Origin of the sequence: Gordonia marina (genome assembly GCF_052036135.1) — a bacterium.
Lineage (GTDB): Bacteria > Actinomycetota > Actinomycetes > Mycobacteriales > Mycobacteriaceae > Gordonia.
The window spans coordinates 64,935-81,458 of the sequence record NZ_JBPSDN010000014.1; the positions used below are offsets into that span (position 1 = coordinate 64,935).

Sequence of the window (16,524 nt, forward strand, 5' to 3'; positions counted from 1 at the left end):
TACCCGGGTAGGCGCTCGGCTACCGTGGTGCCCGATGGCACTCACCGAGAATCTGTCCCGACTGACCGGCTACACGCCGCGGCGCGCCGACCCCGACGATCCCGCGGCCGTCCTCGCGATGCCGCTGGTGCTGCATCTCCCGAAGGCCGATCCACCGCCCCGGGCGGCGGTGCTGGAGGCCGCGGCGCGGGCGACGGTGCTGGCCTGTCTGGATCCGCGGGCCGCCGCGGGCGGGGAGTGGGCGGACGCCTTCGACGCGTGGTGCGCGGGCCGGATCCGGAAGATCGCCCGGCGGGCACGTGGAGCGTCGTGGGCGGCGGTGGACCAGGTCCCGGGGATCACCGTCGACGCCGGCGGTGCCCAGGCGCGGGCCTGTGTACCCGGACCGGTCGGCGCCACGGACCGCCGCATCGCGAAGCTGCAGATCGGCGGCACCGAGGTGCCGGGCGACCTGTCCACCGAGCGGCCGGCGCCGGGCACCCTCGGTCTCTGGGTGGCTCCGGATCTGCCGATGACCGTCGGCAAGCTCGCCGCGCAGGTCTCGCACGCCTCGATGCTGGGCGCCCCGCTCCTAGCTCGGGACCGGCTCGCCGGGTGGTACGACGACGGTTGCCCGCTCGCGGTGCGGCAGGCGACGCGGGCACGCTGGGCCGAACTGCTGGCCGCCGAGGAGGCCGGGACCGCGATCGCCGTGCGTGATGCCGGGTACACGGAGGTGACGCCGGGGTCGTGCACGGTGATCGCCGAGGTCGCCTGACGACGGGTGGCTTGGACTCGGCTCGGAGACTGCTGATCAATGGTTGCGATTGCCTACAGCAGCCCGGTCCGGCGGAACGGAGTGCTAGCGGAGATGGGGACGCTGCTTCTCGCCCGTGCGGGTCGGTCTGAGCCGGGTGACGCCAGCCTCGGTCGGCTCGGCTTCGACGGCGCTGCCGGTGTCTCCTTTGGCGACGATGATTGTGACGCTCACCCGGGCCAGGAGGGCAGGACACCTGCAACCGATCTACTCGAATGCAAGTTCTATGCCACTGTTGCATACACATCTCGGTGTGCGTATTCTGGGGGTAGGGGAAGAACCATCTACCGTCGGCCGGCAAAGGGGGTCCGTGATGAGTGACGATGACGTGTTCGACGCCCGCGGTCGTGTGGCCGGTCTGTCTCCCGCCGAGTTGGTCGCGGTGATCGATGCCGCCGAAGAATCCCTGGCCGAGGCGCCGCTGGCTGCGCTGTCCGAGGATGGGTTGCTGGATCTGTTGGAGTCGCGGGAGCAGGCCCGCCGGAAAGGTGTCGGGGTCGACGCAGCCGTGTTCGTGGAGATCTCCGACCGCGGTGCCTGCCGGCGGGCCGGATACAGCACCGTGCACCAGTTGCTGACGCAGGGCCTGCGTATCGGGGAGGGCGAGTCCCGGAGGCGCCGGGTGGTGGCGGCCTCGATCGGCCGGTTCACGGCGATGACCGGCGAGCGTCTGGATTCGAAGTTCCCGGTGACCGCGGCCGCGGTGGCCGAGGGTGCGATCGGTGAGACGCATGTGTGGGTGATCGAGGAGGTGATGGACAAGATCCCCACCTCGGTCGATCCGGAGGCGCGGGTGAAGGCTGAGGCCATGCTCGCCGACGCCGCCCGGCGGCTCAATCCGTCCGGAGTGACGATGGTCGGGAACCGGATTCTGGCCCATCTCGATCCCGATGGCACCCTGGCTGACGATGAGGACCGGCAGCGGCAAGCGAAGTTCCGGCTGTCCGCCCAGGACCGGCAACTCATGAGCGCGGTCCAGGCCCGCCTGACGCCGCAGTTGCGGGCCGAGTTCGAGGTCGTGTTCGTCCAGTGGGCCGCTCCCGGCATGAACAACCCCGACGATCCCGACTCCCCGCACGGGGCGGCCGATCAGCCCGGTCTCGACCCCGCGGTCCTGGCTGCCGCGGCCGAACGCGATGACCGGCTGCTGGGGCGCCGCCAGCACGACGCCCTCCTGGCACTACTCGCCTGGGTCAATGCCCAGAACACCCACGCGCGCCCAGAGAGTCTGCGCAATCAGATCGTCGTCACCGTCACCGATGAAGACCTCGCCCGCCACACCGGGATCGCCTGGACCACCACCGGCACCCGCATCCCCGTCTCGGACCTGGTGACGATCGCCGCCGACGCCGTCCCCTACCTCGCGGTCTTCGCCAAGGCCACCGGGCAGCCCCTCTACCTCGGCCGCGCCCACCGCCTCGCGTCGCGCGCGCAACGCTTGGCGTTGTTCGCCCGCGACCGCGGCTGTACCGCGCCGGGCTGTACCCGCCCGTTCACCCAGTGCGAGATGCACCACATGCCCGACTGGCAAGACGGCGGTCCCACCGACGCCGATCACCTCGGCGGGGCCTGCGGGACACACAACCGGTGGAACGGCAAACAACCCGGAACCTGGGAATCGATCGTCCTCACCGACGGCCCCGACAAAGGCCGCGTCGGCTGGCGGCCCGCCGGACGCGCCGGGCCGTGGATCATCAACCCACTGTTCCACCCCGACAAACTCCGCACCGGCCCAGACCTCCCGGCCGAAGACCGCTCCCCACCACCGACCGTGAACCACCGGCTCGGCGAGACCAGCGAGCGGGCCGGAGGGCTTGGCGTCGAGGCTCCTCGCCCCGACATGCCCGTCGCACCCGCACGCGCGGACACCACCGGCTCCGGCGTCGAACGCCTCCTAGAACAGCACCTGGCCGCCTGACCACCACCACGGTGGCCAGGCCGCCAGGGCGTACACGATTACCGGTAGCGACCCGGCACACCAGCAGCGGTCCCCCGAGCACTGCCACTACCCGCGAACGCCGCCATGTCCATCACCGACACCGGGAATCACTCATCTAACGGAGTTCCGTGTCGAACGCCGCGACATGCGCTGGGACACAACGACTTGTGGCCAATGAGGATGGGTTTCGACACGGCTCCTCGCGGAGTTCATAGTGAGCTCCGTCGAAATGCTCACCCGCCGGCGGGGCCGGCTGGCAGCGGCAAACAACCGGATTCTTCAGCAGTCTCCCAACGTTTCGCTGGTGGTACCTGAGCGGAGTCGGCGGGGCTCGGCCGGCGGACGACAGGGTCTCAGAGTCGCTACGGTGCCAGGTGGGTGGCGGTCCCGAGCCAGACGCGGCGGTCCGGGGCCATCGGCGCGAGCATCACCTCGTCGGCGCCGGTGGCCGACGCGAAGTCGGCGATCTGCGCGCGGACGCGGGCGGGGGTGCCCACCGCCGCGTGGTGCATCATCTCCTCGACCTGGCGGCCGACCGGACCGGCGAGCAAGTCGTCGGCTTCGGTGTCGGTCAGCCGGCGGCCCCGGGCGAACAGGTGCTTCGCGCGCTGTCGCTTGGTGACGTGTGCCTGTTCGAGGGCGACCGCCTCGTCATCGTCGGCGATCACGCCCGCGGCGACGATCAGGTACGGCTCGGTCTCCCCGCCGTCGAGGGTGGGGGCGGGCCGGAACTCGGTGCGGTACAGCGCGATCGCCTGCTCCAGCGCGGCCGGGGCGAAATGCGAGGCGAAGGCGTACGGCAGGCCGAGGTAGGCGGCGAGCTGCGCACCGAAGAGCGAGGAACCCAGGATGTACAGCGGCACGTCGGTGCCGGCACCCGGCGTCGCGACCACGCCGGACTCCTGCGGCACTCCGCGCAGATAGCGCTGCAGTTCCACGACGTCCCGCGGGAACGACTCGGCCGCCGCCGGGTCGCGGCGCAGGGCCGCGAAGGTGGCGCGGTCGCCGCCGGGCGCGCGGCCGAGTCCCAAGTCGATGCGCCCCGGATACAGCTCGGCGAGGGTGCCGAACTGTTCGGCGATGGTCAGCGGCGAATGGTTGGGCAGCATCACGCCGCCCGCGCCCAGCCGGATGCGGGTCGTGATCGCGGCCATGTGGGCGATCAGCACGGCCGGGGCCGACGAGGCGATGGCCGCCATGTTGTGGTGCTCGGCGTACCAGAGCCGCCGGTAACCCGAGTCGTCGGCGAGCCGCGCGAGGTCTTCCGAGTGCCGCAGCGAGGCGGCGACGGTTTCGCCGGGACCGACTTGCGCCAGGTCGAGAAGGGACAGGGGCACGGACGATTCGGCGACACTCACCTCCGGTTCAAGGCCGAGGCGCGATCCGATATTCCCGCGCCGGTGGTACCTGCGCCGCGACACCGGGGTCATCGGCCATCATGGGGGGGTGACTGACGCGCAGACCGACCCGGACCTGATTCTCGACTTCCACGACGTCGTCCTGCGGCGCGGGGGCAAGGAATTGGTCGGCCCGGTCGACTGGCAGGTGGAGCTCGACGAGCGCTGGGTGATCATCGGCCCCAACGGCGCAGGCAAGACCTCGCTGCTGCGGATGGCGGGCGCGATCGAGCAGCCGACGTCCGGCGTCGCCTTCGTTCTCGCCGAACGCCTGGGCCGCACCGATGTGCGCGATCTGACCACCCGCATCGGGCTGGTCAGTTCGGCGATCGCCGGCCGCATCCCGGCCGGTGAGGTGGTCTCGGACCTGGTGATCTCGGCGGGCTACTCGGTCCTCGGCCGGTGGCGGGAGGACTACGACGAGTTCGACCGCGAGCGCGCGGCCGACGTCCTGGAATCGATGGGGGCCGAGCACCTCGCCGGCCGGACGTTCGGAACCCTGTCGGAAGGGGAGCGCAAGCGGGTGCTGATCGCGCGCGGCCTGATGACCGATCCGGAGGTGCTGCTGCTCGACGAGCCCGCCGCCGGACTGGACCTGGGCGGCCGCGAAGAGCTCGTCGACCGGCTCAGCATGCTGGCGCTGGACCCGGACGCCCCGGCGATGGTGCTCATCACCCATCACGTCGAGGAGATCCCGCCGGGCTTCACCAACCTGATGATGCTCTCCGAAGGCCAGGTGACGGCGCAGGGACCGATCGCCGACACGCTGACCGCGGAGAACCTCACGCGCACCTTCCGGCAGAACATCGCGCTGACGCAGGACGACGGCCGCTACTTCGCGCGCCGGGCGCGGCGTGCGGGCGGTCACCGTCGTGCCGCTGAGCGATGACCGTTACAGTCGCTAAGTAGAGTGAGCGCTCGGTCGGTGAGCGACGGACCGGAAGGCAGGCGACGATGAGCGATGAGGCGACGAACCGGCAGCCGGAGGCGTCGCCGCGCGATGCCTCCACCGTGGTGCTGGTGCGCGACGGTGACGGCGCCATCGAGGTCTTCCTCCAGCATCGGGTGCGGCAGATGGCCTTCGCCGGCGGCATGACGGTGTTCCCCGGCGGCGGCGTCGATCCCCGGGACCGGGAGGCCGAGATCGGCTGGATCGGTCCCGATCTGCGCTGGTGGGCGCACCAGCTCGGTACCGAGGAGGAGTCCGCCCGGGCCCTCGTGTCCGCGGCCGTCCGGGAGACCTTCGAGGAGTGCGGCGTGCTGCTGGCCGGGACCGCCGACGCCGTCGTGCCCGATCCGGCGGTCTACGCCGGTGAGCGCGACCGCCTGGTCGCCAAGGAGATCTCGTTCGCGCAGTTCCTGATCGAGAACGACCTGTGTGTGCGCACCGATCTGCTGGCGCCGCTCGCGCACTGGATCACGCCGCGCAACGAGAAGCGGCGGTACGACACGCGCTTCTTCCTGGCGGCGCTTCCGGAGGGACAGAACGCGGACGGGGCGACCAGCGAGGCCGAGGCCACCGAGTGGGCAACCGCGGAGGCGGCGCTCGCCGACTGGCAGTCGGGACGGCGGTTCCTGCTGCCGCCGACGTGGACGCAGCTGCGGGAGATCGCCCGGCACGAGTCCGTCGCCGACCTGATCGCCGAGCCCCGCGTGATCACCGCGATCGAGCCGGCCGTCCCCTCCGACGGCGGCGTGATGGGTCTCGGGTTCGCCGATTCGGCGGACTACTTCGCCGTCCTGAACGACGGCCGCCTGACGCAACTGGAGCAGATCATCCGCTGATCCCTCCGCCCTCGTCGTCGCGGGAGTCGCGGTCGGCCCACTCCAGGAGGATGTCGAGCCGGTAGGACACGTCGTCGATCGGGGCGAAGAGATCGCCGATCCGGGCGAAGCGCTCCGGCACCGTGGCGACCGTGAAGTCGTCGGGCTCGGCGCTGTCGAGCTCGTCCCACTCGATCGGGGTGCTGACCGTCGCCCGGCCGGTGGCGCGCACCGAGTAGGCCGCGGCCATGGTGTGATCGCGGGCGTTCTGGTTGAAGTCGACGAAGACCTGAGACGGGTCGCGGTCCTTGCGCCACCAGGTGACGGTGGCGTCACCGGGCAGGCGGCGGGTGAGTTCGCGGCCGAAGGCGAGGGCGGCGCGCCGGACGTCGCCGAACTCCCACTCGGGCTCGATCCGCACGTAGATGTGCAGACCGTGGCCGCCGGAGGTCTTCGGGAAGCCGCGGATACCGAGTTCGTCCAGCAACTCGTGGGCGGCGTGGGCGACGCGCCGCACCCGCGCGAAGTCGCAGTCGGGCATCGGGTCGAGATCGATCCGCCACTCGTCGGGCCGCTCGACGTCCGCGCGCCGCGAGTTCCAGGGGTGGAACTCCACGGTCGACATCTGCACCGCCCAGATGATCGGCGCCAGTTCGGCCGGGCACAGCTCGTCGACGATCCGGGAGTAGCGGGGGAAGAAGATCGGCACGGTCTCGATCCAGTCCGGCGCACCCGCGGGGAGCTTCTTCTGGTGCACCTTCGGTCCGGCGAGACCCTTGGGGAACCGGTGCAGCATGGTCGGCCGCGCGTGCAGCGCGCGCTCGATGCCGTCGCCCACGCTCAGGTAGTACCGGGCCAGGTCGAGCTTGGTGAGTCCCGCCTCGGGGAAGTACACGCGGTCCGGGCTGCTGAGCCGGACGGTGCGCTCCGGGGCGCCGGTCCGCGCCGATCCGGGAACGACGAGCTCGACCGCGCTGTCACTCATGGCACAACCTTAGTCGTGCGTCTCACGAGTGCGGGTGCGGTTGCGGCGACGGCGGGCCCGCCCGGTAGCCTGCCGGTATGGCAGAGTTCGTGACCCTTTCCATCGCGCCAGAGCACCCGGGGGTGGGGGTGATCACCCTGAATCGCCCGCCGATGAACGCGCTGAACCGTCAGGTCCAGGACGAACTCGTCGCGGCGGCCGCCGAGGCCGACTCCCGCGACGACGTCAAGGCCGTGGTCGTCTACGGCGGCCCGAAGGTCTTCGCGGCCGGCGCCGACATCAAAGAGATGAACGACATGTCGTTCCAGGAGATGGCGAAGGTGGCCCGCCGCCTGCAGCGCGGACTGGGCGCGATCTCCGAGATCAGTAAGCCGACCGTCGCCGCGATCACCGGATACGCCCTCGGCGGCGGCCTGGAGGTGGCCCTCGGCGCCGACCGGCGCATCGCCGGTGACAACGCCAAGCTGGGCGTCCCCGAGGTGACCCTCGGTGTGATCCCCGGCGGTGGCGGCACCCAGCGGCTCGCCCGCCTGATCGGCCCCTCGCGGGCCAAGGACATGGTGTTCACCGGCCGCTTCGTCGGTGCGGAGGAAGCCCTCGCGATCGGTCTGGTCGACGAGGTCGTGGCCCCCGACGACGTCTACGACGCCGCGGTGCGCTGGGCGAGCCGCTTCACCGGCGCCGCGTCGCTCGCGCTGGCCGCGGCCAAGGCCGCGATCGACGAGGGCCTGGACACCGATCTGGAAACCGGGCTGAAGATCGAGGCGCACCTGTTCGCGCAGCTCTTCGCCACCGATGACCGCGCGACCGGCATGTCGTCGTTCATCGCCAACGGGCCGGGCAAGGCCGAGTTCACCGGAAAGTAAGCAGAACACCATATGACGTCGATCGACGATCCCCAGCCGAATCCGCACGCCACCGCCGAGCAGGTGGAGGCCGCGCTCAGCGACACCAAGCTCGCCCAGGTCCTGTACCACGACTGGGAGGCCGAGACCTACGACGAGAAGTGGTCGATCAGCTTCGACGAACGCTGCATCGACTACGCGCGCGGGCGGCTCGACCGTATCGTGCCCGACGCGCCGCTGCCCTACGGGCGGGCCATGGAGCTCGGCTGCGGCACCGGCTTCTTCCTGCTCAACCTGATGCAGTCCGGGGTGGCGACCAAGGGCTCGGTCACCGACCTGTCGCCGGGCATGGTGAAGGTGGCGCTGCGCAACGCCGAGGGCCTCGGGCTCGACGTCGACGGCCGCGTCGCGGACGCGGAGAAGATCCCGTACGACGACGACACCTTCGACCTCGTCGTCGGCCATGCGGTGCTGCACCACATCCCGGATGTCGAGCAGGCGCTGCGCGAGGTGCTGCGCGTCCTCAAGCCGGGCGGGCGCTTCGTGTTCGCGGGCGAGCCGTCGACCCTCGGCGACTTCTACGCGCGCTGGATGAGCCGCGCGACCTGGTGGGCCACCACCAACCTCACCAAGTTCGGTCCGCTGCAGACGTGGCGCCGTCCGCAGGAAGAGCTCGACGAGTCGTCGCGCGCGGCCGCGCTCGAGGCCGTCGTCGACATCCACACGTTCTCGCCGAACGACCTGGAGAAGCTGGCCACCGCGGCCGGTGCCGTGCAGGTGGCCTCGGCGAGCGAGGAACTGGCCGCGGCCATGCTCGGCTGGCCGGTGCGCACGTTCGAGGCGGCCGTTCCGGCGGAGAAGCTCGGCTGGGGCTGGGCGCGGTTCGCGTTCGGCGGCTGGAAGCGGATGACCTGGCTGGACGACAACGTCCTGCAGAAGGTGGTGCCGCCGCAGTTCTTCTACAACGTGCTCATCACCGGTGTGAAGCCCGGCGCGAGCGACGCGGAGCCCGGCGCGCAGGCCTGACCGCGGTGACCTACCAGCTGAGCGAGGCGGACGTCGCCTTCCTCCGTTCCCGCTACGGGAGCAAGGCTCTGGAGAACGCCTCCGAACTGGCGCTGACCGCGTCCAGCCTGCTCGGCGACCTGACGACGTTGCGTGCCCGGTATCCCGAGCACGCGGCGGCGCTGGCCGAGACGGTGCGTGCCCGCCGCCGCGCGGCCGGGAAGCTCCGGCACGCCGAAGCGCTGATCGCCGACGAGACGGCGGTGCAGCAGGCCACGGCCGCGCCGGTCGCCGCCCTGCGGGCGGCCGACATCGTGAGCAGGCATCGCGGGGCCGTCGTGCACGACATCACCTGCTCCATCGGCGGTGAGCTGCTGGCGCTGGCCGGCGAACCCGGCCTGGCCGGGGTGATCGGCTCCGATGTGGATCCGGTGCGGCTGGCGATGGCCCAGCACAACCTGGACGTCGGGCTCGGTGCCGGGCGCCGGCCCACCCTGCTGCGCGCCGACGCGCTGACCCCGGTCTCGATCGCGGACGTGGTGATCGCCGATCCGGGCCGCCGCAACGCCCGGGGGAGGGTCTTCGGCATGGACCAGCTCGATCCGCCGCTGCTGGAACTGCTCTCGGTCTACGCCGGCCGCGCGCTCGCGGTGAAGTGCGCGCCGGGCCTCGACTACCGCAATCTGCGCACCCGCTTCGGGTTCGACGGGCAGGTGCAGGTGGTCTCGCTCGACGGCGGCGTGCGCGAAGCCGTCCTGTGGACGGAACTGCCCGAAGCGCCCGCCAATCGGGCGAGTGTGCTGCGAACGGCGCCGGGCGGCCTCACCAGTCTCTACGAGGTCACGTCCGACGATCCCGACGACCTCCCCGAACCGGGTGTCGACGAGTGGATCGTCGACCCGGACGGTGCGGTGGTGCGGGCCGGGCTGGTCCGCCAGTACGCGCACGCCCGCGGGCTGCGACAGCTGGATCCGCAGATCGCGTACCTGACCGGCGACGCGGTGCCCGCGGGGGAGCGCGGCTTCCGGGTGCTCGAACGCCTGCCGGTCACCGAGAAGGTGCTGCGCGGCGCGCTCGCCGCGCGCGGGTGCGGCAGCCTGGAGATCCTGGTCCGCGGGCTCGACGTCGACCCCGACCGGCTGCGCAAACGCCTGCGGCTGAAGGGCGACGCGCCCTACGCGCTGATCCTCACCCGCATCGGCCGGACCGGCGCGGCCTTCCTGTGCGAGCCGGGCGTGCGGGCCTGAGGCGATCGGCCACTGACTTCGATGTCGCCCACACCGCCGGGTGGGCGAGAACGACGTGGATGGGCGACGCCCACTGATTCAGTGGGCATCCGTTCAGCGGGTATCGTGCGGTACCGCACGGCTCCGGTCAGGCGAAGTAGTAGACCTCGCCGAGGTTGGTCGCGACGGCGATGCTGCCGTAGGAGGACACCGCGACGCCCGTGGTGAACCCGGTGGCCTCCGGCAGATCCAGGGAACGCTTGGTGGCGCCGTCGGCGGTCGAGAACTCGGTGAGCACCAGCTTCTGCGCGGGTCCGGTGCGCACGACGGTCCACGCCGTGTCCTTGCCGGTCTGGGTCGCCAGGCTCACGGCCTGGACGTCGTCGCGCTTGGCGCGCAGCTCGGCCTTGTCGCCGTCGTCTTTGAGGATGGTCAGCGGGGCGCCGATTGTGCCGGTGGGAATCAGCACACCGTCGGGGGACACCGACAGCGTCGCGAATCCGTAGCCGCCGAGGTCGTAGCTCCAGCGCTGTCTGCCGTCGCCGGCGGCGAAGGCGTAGAGCTTGCCGTCGCGGCCGAACGCGTAGACGGTCTCGCCGTTCGGGGAGACCGTCGCCGGACCGACCATCCCGCCGGGCACCGGCGCGTTCCACACGCCGGTGATCCGGCGGCCGTCGCGGCCCTCGGCGTAGCTCATCGCGGTGAGCTGAGCGGCAGGGGCTCCGTCGGGACGGTAGTTCAGGTAGAAGCGTTCGTGTCCGGCGTCGACGGCGGGCGGGGCGGACACCGCGCACAGCGGGCCGCCGGAGATGCAGTCGCCCAGGCCGAACAACGGCTGGGCCGGGTCGGCGTTCGGGCGCAGCCGGACCTCCGGGGCGTCGAACCGGTTGGTCTGGGCGTCGATCAGCAGGATCTGGCCGAGTTGGGTCACCGAGAGGACCTGGCCGGGACCGGCGAACTTGGCCGAGAAGGGCAGGCCGATGGTGGGCATGCGCCACCGGATGGCGCCGCCGCCGTTGAAGGCCAGGAACATGCCCGACTCGCCGACGTAGGGCTGCGAGTACTGGTCGAAGGCCATGGCGTTGAACTGGTTGCCGTCGGCCATCCGCTTACAGAAGTTCTTGCGGCCGTTGGTATTGCTGAAGACGAAGAGGTTGCAGCCGTTGGTGGTGCGCGCGGTGACGCCGACGTCGCCGTTGGCGTTCAGGGTGAGCGGGGCGGTGATCGGCCCGCCGGTGGGGCGCTGCCACTTCAGCGACAGGCCGCCGGGTGCGGTGACCGGGGTGTAGTTGGCGTTGTCGCCGTGCCCGCCGTACACCGGCCAGCCGGCGGCCGGGATCGCGCGCACCTCGTGGTGACCGTCGGAGCAGGCCGAGAGCAGCAGACCGGCCACCGCCAGCAGCACGACGACAGCGGCGGGGCGCGACGCGCGGGCGCGGCGGGTGGAGCGGTCGGCCTGGCGCATCGGTGCTCGGGTGCCTTTCGATCGGTGGCCGCCCGGTCGCGTGCGGCCTCATCGGGCATGACTCTATCGCGTCGTGTCCGCCGAACAGTTCCCCGCTCGCGCGGATCGGCCGGGCGCGTCGATTAGGGTTTGTGGTCATGACCACCATGTGGAACGCCTCCTATCGCTCGCGCTGGCGGGCGGGGCTGCGCCGCCGCGACCCCGACCAGGCCCGTTTCCTCACGCTGGACTCGCTGCGCTGGATCAAGCGCAACAAGGCGTGGACCCCCTGGTATCTGGTGCGCTACTACCGGCTCGCGCGGTTCCGGCTGGCCAACCCGCACATCGTGCTGCGCGGCATGGTGTTCCTCGGCAAGAACGTCGAGATCCACGCGACCCCGGAGATGGCGCGGATGGAGATCGGCCGCTGGGTGCACATCGGCGACGGCAACTCGATCCGCTGCCACGAGGGCAGCCTCCGGATCGGCGACAAGACCGTGTTCGGCTGCAACAACGTCGTCAACGCGTACCTGGACATCGAGATCGGCGGGTCGACGCTGGTCGCCGACTGGTGCTACATCTGCGACTTCGACCACGTCACCGACCACATCGGCATCCCGATCAAGGACCAGGGCATCGTCAAGGGGCCGGTCCGGATCGGACCGGACACCTGGGTGGCCACCAAGGTGACCGTGCTGCGCAACACCATCGTGGGCCGCGGCTGCGTGCTCGGCGCGCACACCGTCGCCCGCGGGGTGATCGAGGACTACGGCATCGCCGTCGGTTCCCCGGCCCGCGTCGTGAAGAACCGGCGGCAGGCGTGGGAGGCCGGTGCCGAGCAGCGCGCCGAGCTGGAGCGCGCCCTGGCCGACATCGAGCGCAAGAAGGCGCAGGCGGAGGCCGAGTCCCGCCCGGCCGACTCCCCGTCCGCCTGACCGCGGAGGGATCTGGCCCCGTCGACCGGATTCGCGGCGGTCGCCGGCACGCGCGGCGGTCGCGCCGCGGTTCCTCGGATGCCTCCGGCTGCCGCGCCTGCCGATTCTGCCGGCGGACTTCCGTCGTGCTGCCGGATCTGGACAGCGCTGGCGCTACCTGACCCGCACGGTCCAGATACGCCAGCACGGTCCAGATCCGCCAGCACGGTCCAGATACGCCAGCTTCGTCGCCGGGGTTACTTGCCGGGGTCGCGGTCGGGGAGGGGGCGCAGGGGGATGTCCGGGCGCGGGAGGGGCCGGCGGCGGCGCCGGGTGGTGGTCCGGTAGACCGCGGCGGTGCGTTCGGCGATCACCGGCCAGGTGAACTCCTCGGTGAGGACGGCACGGGCGCGTCGTGCGCGGGCGGCGGCGGCAGCGGGATCGTCGAGCGTGGCGCAGACCGCATCGACCAGCGCGGCGGTGCCGGCGGGCGGGAACGTGAGGCCGGTCTCGCCGTCGTGCACGGCCTCGCCGAGGCCGCCCGCGGTGGAGGTCACGAGCGGGATGCCGGTGGCGGCGGCTTCGAGGGCGACGATGCCGAAGGGCTCGTACCGGCTCGGGAGCACGATCGCCGCGCAGCGGTGCATCAGGGCGACCAGGCCGTCGTGGTCCTGCTTGCCCGCGAAGGTCACCGACCGGGCGATGCGGTATTTCCGGGTGAGCCCGGTGAGCCAGTCGAGTTGCGTGCCCTCACCGGCGATGGTGAGCGTGGTGCCGGGGTGTGCGCGCCGGATCTTCGGCAGCGCCTCCAGCAGGTCCTGCACGCCCTTCTCGTACTCCAGGCGCCCGGCGAACAGCAGTTCCGCGGGCCCGTCGCCGGGCGTGCGTTCGGCGAAGCCCCAGGCGGTCAGGTCGATGCCGTTGTGGATCACGGTCACCGGCGCCTCCGGGGCGAAGAGGGTGGTCACCTCGTCGCGCATCGACGACGAGCACGTGATCAGCGCGTCGGCCGCGTTGGCGAGCCACCACTCCACCGAGTGCACCTGCCGGTTGACGTGACCGGCCACCCAGCCGCTGTGCCTGCCCGCCTCGGTCGCGTGCAGGGTGGCGACCAGCGGCACGTCGAAGAACTCGGCGAGAGCGATCGCCGGATGGGCGACGAGCCAGTCGTGCGCGTGCACCACATCGGGCTGCCACGCCGGGCCGTCGGTGCCGCGCAGGTGCGCGATCGCGGCGCGCAGGAAGCCGTGCCCCATCGCGAGCGTCCACGCCATCATGTCGACGCCGAAGTCGAACTCCGGCGGATCCTCGGCGGCCGCGATCACCCGCACGCCGTTCACCATCGTGTCGGTGGTGGGGTGGGTCGACGGGTCGGTGCCCGACGGCCGGCGCGTCAGCACCGTCACCTCGATCCCTTGCACCGCCAGGGCTTCGGCCAGGTAGTGCACGTGGCGGCCGAGCCCGCCGACGACGACCGGCGGGTATTCCCAGGAGACCATGAGGACCCTTCGACTCGCCTCCTTCGTCGGCGGCTCAGGGGGCGTCGGGTTCGCCTCCTTCGTCGGCGGCTCAGGGGGCGTCGGGTTCGCCTGGTTCGTCGGCGGCTCGGGGATCGTCGTGTTCGCCTGGTCCGTCGGCGGTTCGGGGGGCGAGATCATCGATCCTCCAGACGTCGTGCATCCAGTGCGCCGAAGACGTTGTCGGCCCGCCGCCATCCGGCGGCCAGGCGCTCGGCCCGGTGACCGCGGCCGGAAGCGGCGGCCTCGCAGATCTCCCGGGTGGCATGGGCGTGCTTGTACGCGCGGTCCTGCGCGTATCCGGCCGCGGTGTCCTTGGAGACCATGAACGGCCAGTCCGACTGCACCGTCATCAGCGTCTCGCGCAGGATCTGGTCGGCGACGGTGTCGCGGGCCGGTGGGGCGCCGTCCCGCCGTTTGTCCAGACTGTGCAGGGCCGTCTCGGTGACTTCGTCGTTGAGCTGTACCAGGTGTTCCACCTGCGGCCCCTCCCAGACGCGCCAGTCCTTGCCCGACCCCCACGACGAGTCGTTCAGCGCCACCGGCTCGCCGACGAAGCCGTCGCGCCGCGCCGTGGCGAGGGTGCCGACGTCGATGCCGGCCTCGGGGAGCCGGCGCAGCAGCCGCTCCAGCCATGCCGGGCCCTCGTGCCACCAATGGCCGAACAGTTCGGTGTCGAAGGCGGCGACCACCAGCGCGGGCCGCCCGATCCGCTCCGACTCGCCGATCAGCCGCTTCCGGACGCAGTCGACGAAGTCGTCGACATGCGCGTCGAGCACCGCGTCGATCAGCGACGGGTCGTACGGCTTCTTCGCCTCGCCGGGCACGTTCTTGCCGGTCACCCGGAACGGTTTGAATCCCGTCTGGTGGTCGTAGGTGTGGAAGTCGCGGTACGCCGCATGTCCCGGATACCCGGACTTCGGCGACCACACGCGGTAGCTCACGGTCAGATCCCGGCCGAACGCGACGACGTCGCCGTCGCCGACCGGCCGGCCGAGCGCGGTGTCGCCGCGCAGCGTGGGACCGTCGACCATGAAGTGCCCGACGCCGGCGGCGTCGTACTCGGTCTCCATTCCGGGCGTGTACGCGCATTCGGGCGCCCAGATGCCCGACGGCCGTGTGCCCCAGCGCAATTGCGCGTCGGCCAGGCCCTCGCGCAGGGAGAGGCGGCGCAGCCGTCCGTCGAGCAGCGGCTGGAACGGGTGCGCCAGCGGTCCGCCCAGCAGTTCGATCACACCGGTCGACAGCAGCTCGCGGATCTGCGGGCTGCCGCCGTGCCGCCAGTGCCGCTCGAAGTCGGCGAGCGCTTCCGCGGCCGCGCGGTATTCGCGGTGGCCGCTGATCCGGCGGTCGGGGTCGTCGTCGAGCGCGGCCTCCATGGCGCGGAGCTGCCAGTCGGCCAGCCACTCGTACATCGACGACGTGGCGGCCGGATCGTCGAGCTGGGCGGCCAGCACCGGGGTGATCCCGAGCGACAGCTGATCGGTGAATCCGTCGGCGGCCAGCCGCCGCAGCGCCGCGAACACCGGCTGATAGCAGTGGGCCCACGACTGGTACAGCCATTCCTCGCCGACCGGCCACCGGCCGTGGTTGATCAGCCACGGCAGATGGGAGTGCAGGACCAGGGTGAACCGGCCCGGAACCCGGACTCGAGTCACTGCCGGTGTCCCCCGAGCCCTTCGGCTCCGCTCAGGAACCACTCCGTCGAAGGGTCCCGGCGGACGGCGAAGGCCAGCAGATCCAGGCTGGTGTCGATGTCGCGGAGTTCGGCGTCGACGATCTCGAAGTCGTCGGCGGTGATCGCGGCGACGTCGTCGATCAGTTCGGCCGGCCACGGCTCCCCGGCCAGGGCGCGGTCGATCTGGGCGTCGATCAGCGAACCGCCCCACTTGTCGTCGAGCTCGCGCAGGCGCGGGCCGTGGAAGACGCCGAGCATGTCGGTCACCTCGAAGCCGTCGCCGGTGAGCAGTTCGGTGAGTTCGGCGGCGCTCAGTTCGCGGGTGTGGAAGGGATTGAGCGGGGTGTCGCGGCCGGGGGAGAAGGTGATCCGGTTCGGGGTGCTCATCAGGAGTTCACCCTCGGGCCGCAGGACGCGGTGGCACTCGCGGACAAAGGCGCCCTGGTCCCACAGATGCTCGATCACCTGGAAGTTCACCACCGTGTCGATACAGGCGTCGTCCAGCGGCAGATCGATCAGATTGCCTTGGTGCACAGTCACTTCCGGATAGCGGCGGCGCGTATGCGCGACGGCCTGCTCGTCGTAGTCGACGCAGGTCACCGTCGCCGCGGCCTGCGCGAGCAGCGCCGCACCGTAGCCTTCCCCGGAACCGGCCTCCAGGACGTCCTGTCCCGCGCACCGCTCCCGGATCAGCTGATAGGCGACCTCGTGCCGGCGGAACCAGTAGTTCTCCGCCGGAATACCGGGCACCGTCCGCTCGCCGGTGAGGGCGAGCTGCTCGTCGAGGGGCAGGGATTGCAGCGGTGAGGACTGGGAATCGCTCATTCGCACGACATTAGGGCATCCTGCCGGGTGCCCGGCCCCGCAGGGCGGTGAATGTGACACTGCGACACATCTGTCCGATGTGAGTAAGGCGACCCTGGTTTCTCCCCGGGCGGTCTTCGTGTCGTATCCGCGAGCGGTTACAGTAACGATGACCCATGGCCTTACCGGCCGGTAGGCTGCCGAAACCGA

At 71.2% G+C, this 16,524-nt stretch carries 14 protein-coding genes; 8 read left to right on the forward strand and 6 right to left on the reverse strand.

What is annotated here, in order from left to right; all coding sequences use genetic code 11:
* Positions 1 to 34 precede the first annotated feature (34 nt).
* Complete coding sequence (locus ACSEEN_RS11060) at positions 35 to 757, forward strand: peptidyl-tRNA hydrolase (RefSeq protein ID WP_247864446.1); 723 nt, start codon at positions 35 to 37, stop codon at positions 755 to 757.
* Positions 758 to 1,109: 352 nt separating this feature from the next.
* Positions 1,110 to 2,714 (forward strand): HNH endonuclease signature motif containing protein, encoded by a 1,605-nt coding sequence (locus ACSEEN_RS11065; RefSeq protein WP_440713187.1) that lies wholly within the window; start codon positions 1,110 to 1,112, stop codon positions 2,712 to 2,714.
* A gap of 383 nt (positions 2,715 to 3,097) precedes the next feature.
* On the opposite strand, the gene ACSEEN_RS11070 is transcribed toward ACSEEN_RS11065, so the two are convergent.
* Positions 3,098 to 4,066 carry an LLM class flavin-dependent oxidoreductase gene (locus ACSEEN_RS11070; protein ID WP_371307612.1) on the reverse strand — a complete coding sequence of 323 codons (969 nt, stop codon included), beginning with the start codon at positions 4,064 to 4,066 and terminating at the stop codon, positions 3,098 to 3,100.
* A 115-nt stretch (positions 4,067 to 4,181) separates the two neighbouring features.
* On the opposite strand from ACSEEN_RS11070, the gene ACSEEN_RS11075 reads away from it, so the two are divergent.
* Complete coding sequence (locus ACSEEN_RS11075) at positions 4,182 to 5,021, forward strand: ABC transporter ATP-binding protein (protein ID WP_298442280.1); 840 nt, start codon at positions 4,182 to 4,184, stop codon at positions 5,019 to 5,021.
* A 65-nt stretch (positions 5,022 to 5,086) separates the two neighbouring features.
* The gene (locus tag ACSEEN_RS11080; RefSeq protein WP_247864439.1) at positions 5,087 to 5,917 is read left to right on the forward strand and encodes an NUDIX hydrolase; all 831 of its coding nucleotides are present in this window, start codon (positions 5,087 to 5,089) and stop codon (positions 5,915 to 5,917) included.
* On the opposite strand, the gene ligD is transcribed toward ACSEEN_RS11080, so the two are convergent.
* Positions 5,907 to 6,881, reverse strand: a complete 975-nt coding sequence (ligD, locus tag ACSEEN_RS11085) for a non-homologous end-joining DNA ligase (RefSeq protein ID WP_247864437.1) — start codon at positions 6,879 to 6,881, stop codon at positions 5,907 to 5,909. The genes ACSEEN_RS11080 and ligD overlap by 11 nt on opposite strands.
* Before the next feature lie 77 nt (positions 6,882 to 6,958).
* Between ligD and ACSEEN_RS11090 the strand changes: the two genes are divergently transcribed.
* From ACSEEN_RS11090 to ACSEEN_RS11100, 3 genes are read left to right on the forward strand one after another with little or no spacing between them, the layout of a single operon-like run.
* Positions 6,959 to 7,747, forward strand: coding sequence for an enoyl-CoA hydratase/isomerase family protein (locus tag ACSEEN_RS11090; RefSeq protein ID WP_247864436.1), 789 nt, complete (start codon positions 6,959 to 6,961; stop codon positions 7,745 to 7,747).
* 12 nt (positions 7,748 to 7,759) lie between these two features.
* Positions 7,760 to 8,752, forward strand: coding sequence for a class I SAM-dependent methyltransferase (locus ACSEEN_RS11095; protein ID WP_247864435.1), 993 nt, complete (start codon positions 7,760 to 7,762; stop codon positions 8,750 to 8,752).
* Between the two features lie 5 nt (positions 8,753 to 8,757).
* A complete protein-coding gene (locus ACSEEN_RS11100; protein ID WP_298442277.1) occupies positions 8,758 to 9,978 on the forward strand; it encodes a THUMP-like domain-containing protein in 1,221 nt (406 codons plus the stop codon).
* A 127-nt stretch (positions 9,979 to 10,105) separates the two neighbouring features.
* Here ACSEEN_RS11100 and ACSEEN_RS11105 read toward each other — a convergent pair whose 3' ends face one another.
* Positions 10,106 to 11,422: an outer membrane protein assembly factor BamB family protein gene (locus tag ACSEEN_RS11105; protein ID WP_247864433.1), complete on the reverse strand. Its 1,317-nt coding sequence runs from the start codon at positions 11,420 to 11,422 to the stop codon at positions 10,106 to 10,108.
* A 137-nt stretch (positions 11,423 to 11,559) separates the two neighbouring features.
* On the opposite strand from ACSEEN_RS11105, the gene ACSEEN_RS11110 reads away from it, so the two are divergent.
* Positions 11,560 to 12,336, forward strand: coding sequence for an acyltransferase (locus ACSEEN_RS11110; protein ID WP_247864432.1), 777 nt, complete (start codon positions 11,560 to 11,562; stop codon positions 12,334 to 12,336).
* A gap of 236 nt (positions 12,337 to 12,572) precedes the next feature.
* Here ACSEEN_RS11110 and ACSEEN_RS11115 read toward each other — a convergent pair whose 3' ends face one another.
* The 3 genes from ACSEEN_RS11115 to ACSEEN_RS11125 form a co-directional block, all read right to left on the reverse strand.
* Positions 12,573 to 13,814: a glycosyltransferase family 4 protein gene (locus ACSEEN_RS11115; protein ID WP_247864431.1), complete on the reverse strand. Its 1,242-nt coding sequence runs from the start codon at positions 13,812 to 13,814 to the stop codon at positions 12,573 to 12,575.
* Between the two features lie 155 nt (positions 13,815 to 13,969).
* Positions 13,970 to 15,490 carry a 1,4-alpha-glucan branching protein domain-containing protein gene (locus ACSEEN_RS11120; protein WP_440713188.1) on the reverse strand — a complete coding sequence of 507 codons (1,521 nt, stop codon included), beginning with the start codon at positions 15,488 to 15,490 and terminating at the stop codon, positions 13,970 to 13,972.
* On the reverse strand, positions 15,487 to 16,335 hold the full coding sequence (locus tag ACSEEN_RS11125) for a class I SAM-dependent methyltransferase (RefSeq protein ID WP_298442273.1): 849 nt from the start codon (positions 16,333 to 16,335) through the stop codon (positions 15,487 to 15,489). Before ACSEEN_RS11125 ends, ACSEEN_RS11120 begins: the two co-directional genes overlap by 4 nt.
* Positions 16,336 to 16,524 lie beyond the last annotated feature (189 nt).

Bases quoted from the DNA above. Each gene is read 5' to 3' on its own strand.
- ACSEEN_RS11060 (WP_247864446.1), top strand. From the start codon at position 35: ATGGCACTCACCGAGAATCTGTCCCGACTGACCGGCTACACGCCGCGG.
- ACSEEN_RS11110 (WP_247864432.1), top strand. From the start codon at position 11,560: ATGACCACCATGTGGAACGCCTCCTATCGCTCGCGCTGGCGGGCGGGG.
- ACSEEN_RS11065 (WP_440713187.1), top strand. From the start codon at position 1,110: ATGAGTGACGATGACGTGTTCGACGCCCGCGGTCGTGTGGCCGGTCTG.
- ACSEEN_RS11080 (WP_247864439.1), top strand. From the start codon at position 5,087: ATGAGCGATGAGGCGACGAACCGGCAGCCGGAGGCGTCGCCGCGCGAT.
- ACSEEN_RS11105 (WP_247864433.1), bottom strand. From the start codon at position 11,422: ATGCGCCAGGCCGACCGCTCCACCCGCCGCGCCCGCGCGTCGCGCCCC.
- ACSEEN_RS11125 (WP_298442273.1), bottom strand. From the start codon at position 16,335: ATGAGCGATTCCCAGTCCTCACCGCTGCAATCCCTGCCCCTCGACGAG.
- ligD (WP_247864437.1), bottom strand. From the start codon at position 6,881: ATGAGTGACAGCGCGGTCGAGCTCGTCGTTCCCGGATCGGCGCGGACC.
- ACSEEN_RS11095 (WP_247864435.1), top strand. From the start codon at position 7,760: ATGACGTCGATCGACGATCCCCAGCCGAATCCGCACGCCACCGCCGAG.
- ACSEEN_RS11090 (WP_247864436.1), top strand. From the start codon at position 6,959: ATGGCAGAGTTCGTGACCCTTTCCATCGCGCCAGAGCACCCGGGGGTG.
- ACSEEN_RS11115 (WP_247864431.1), bottom strand. From the start codon at position 13,814: ATGGTCTCCTGGGAATACCCGCCGGTCGTCGTCGGCGGGCTCGGCCGC.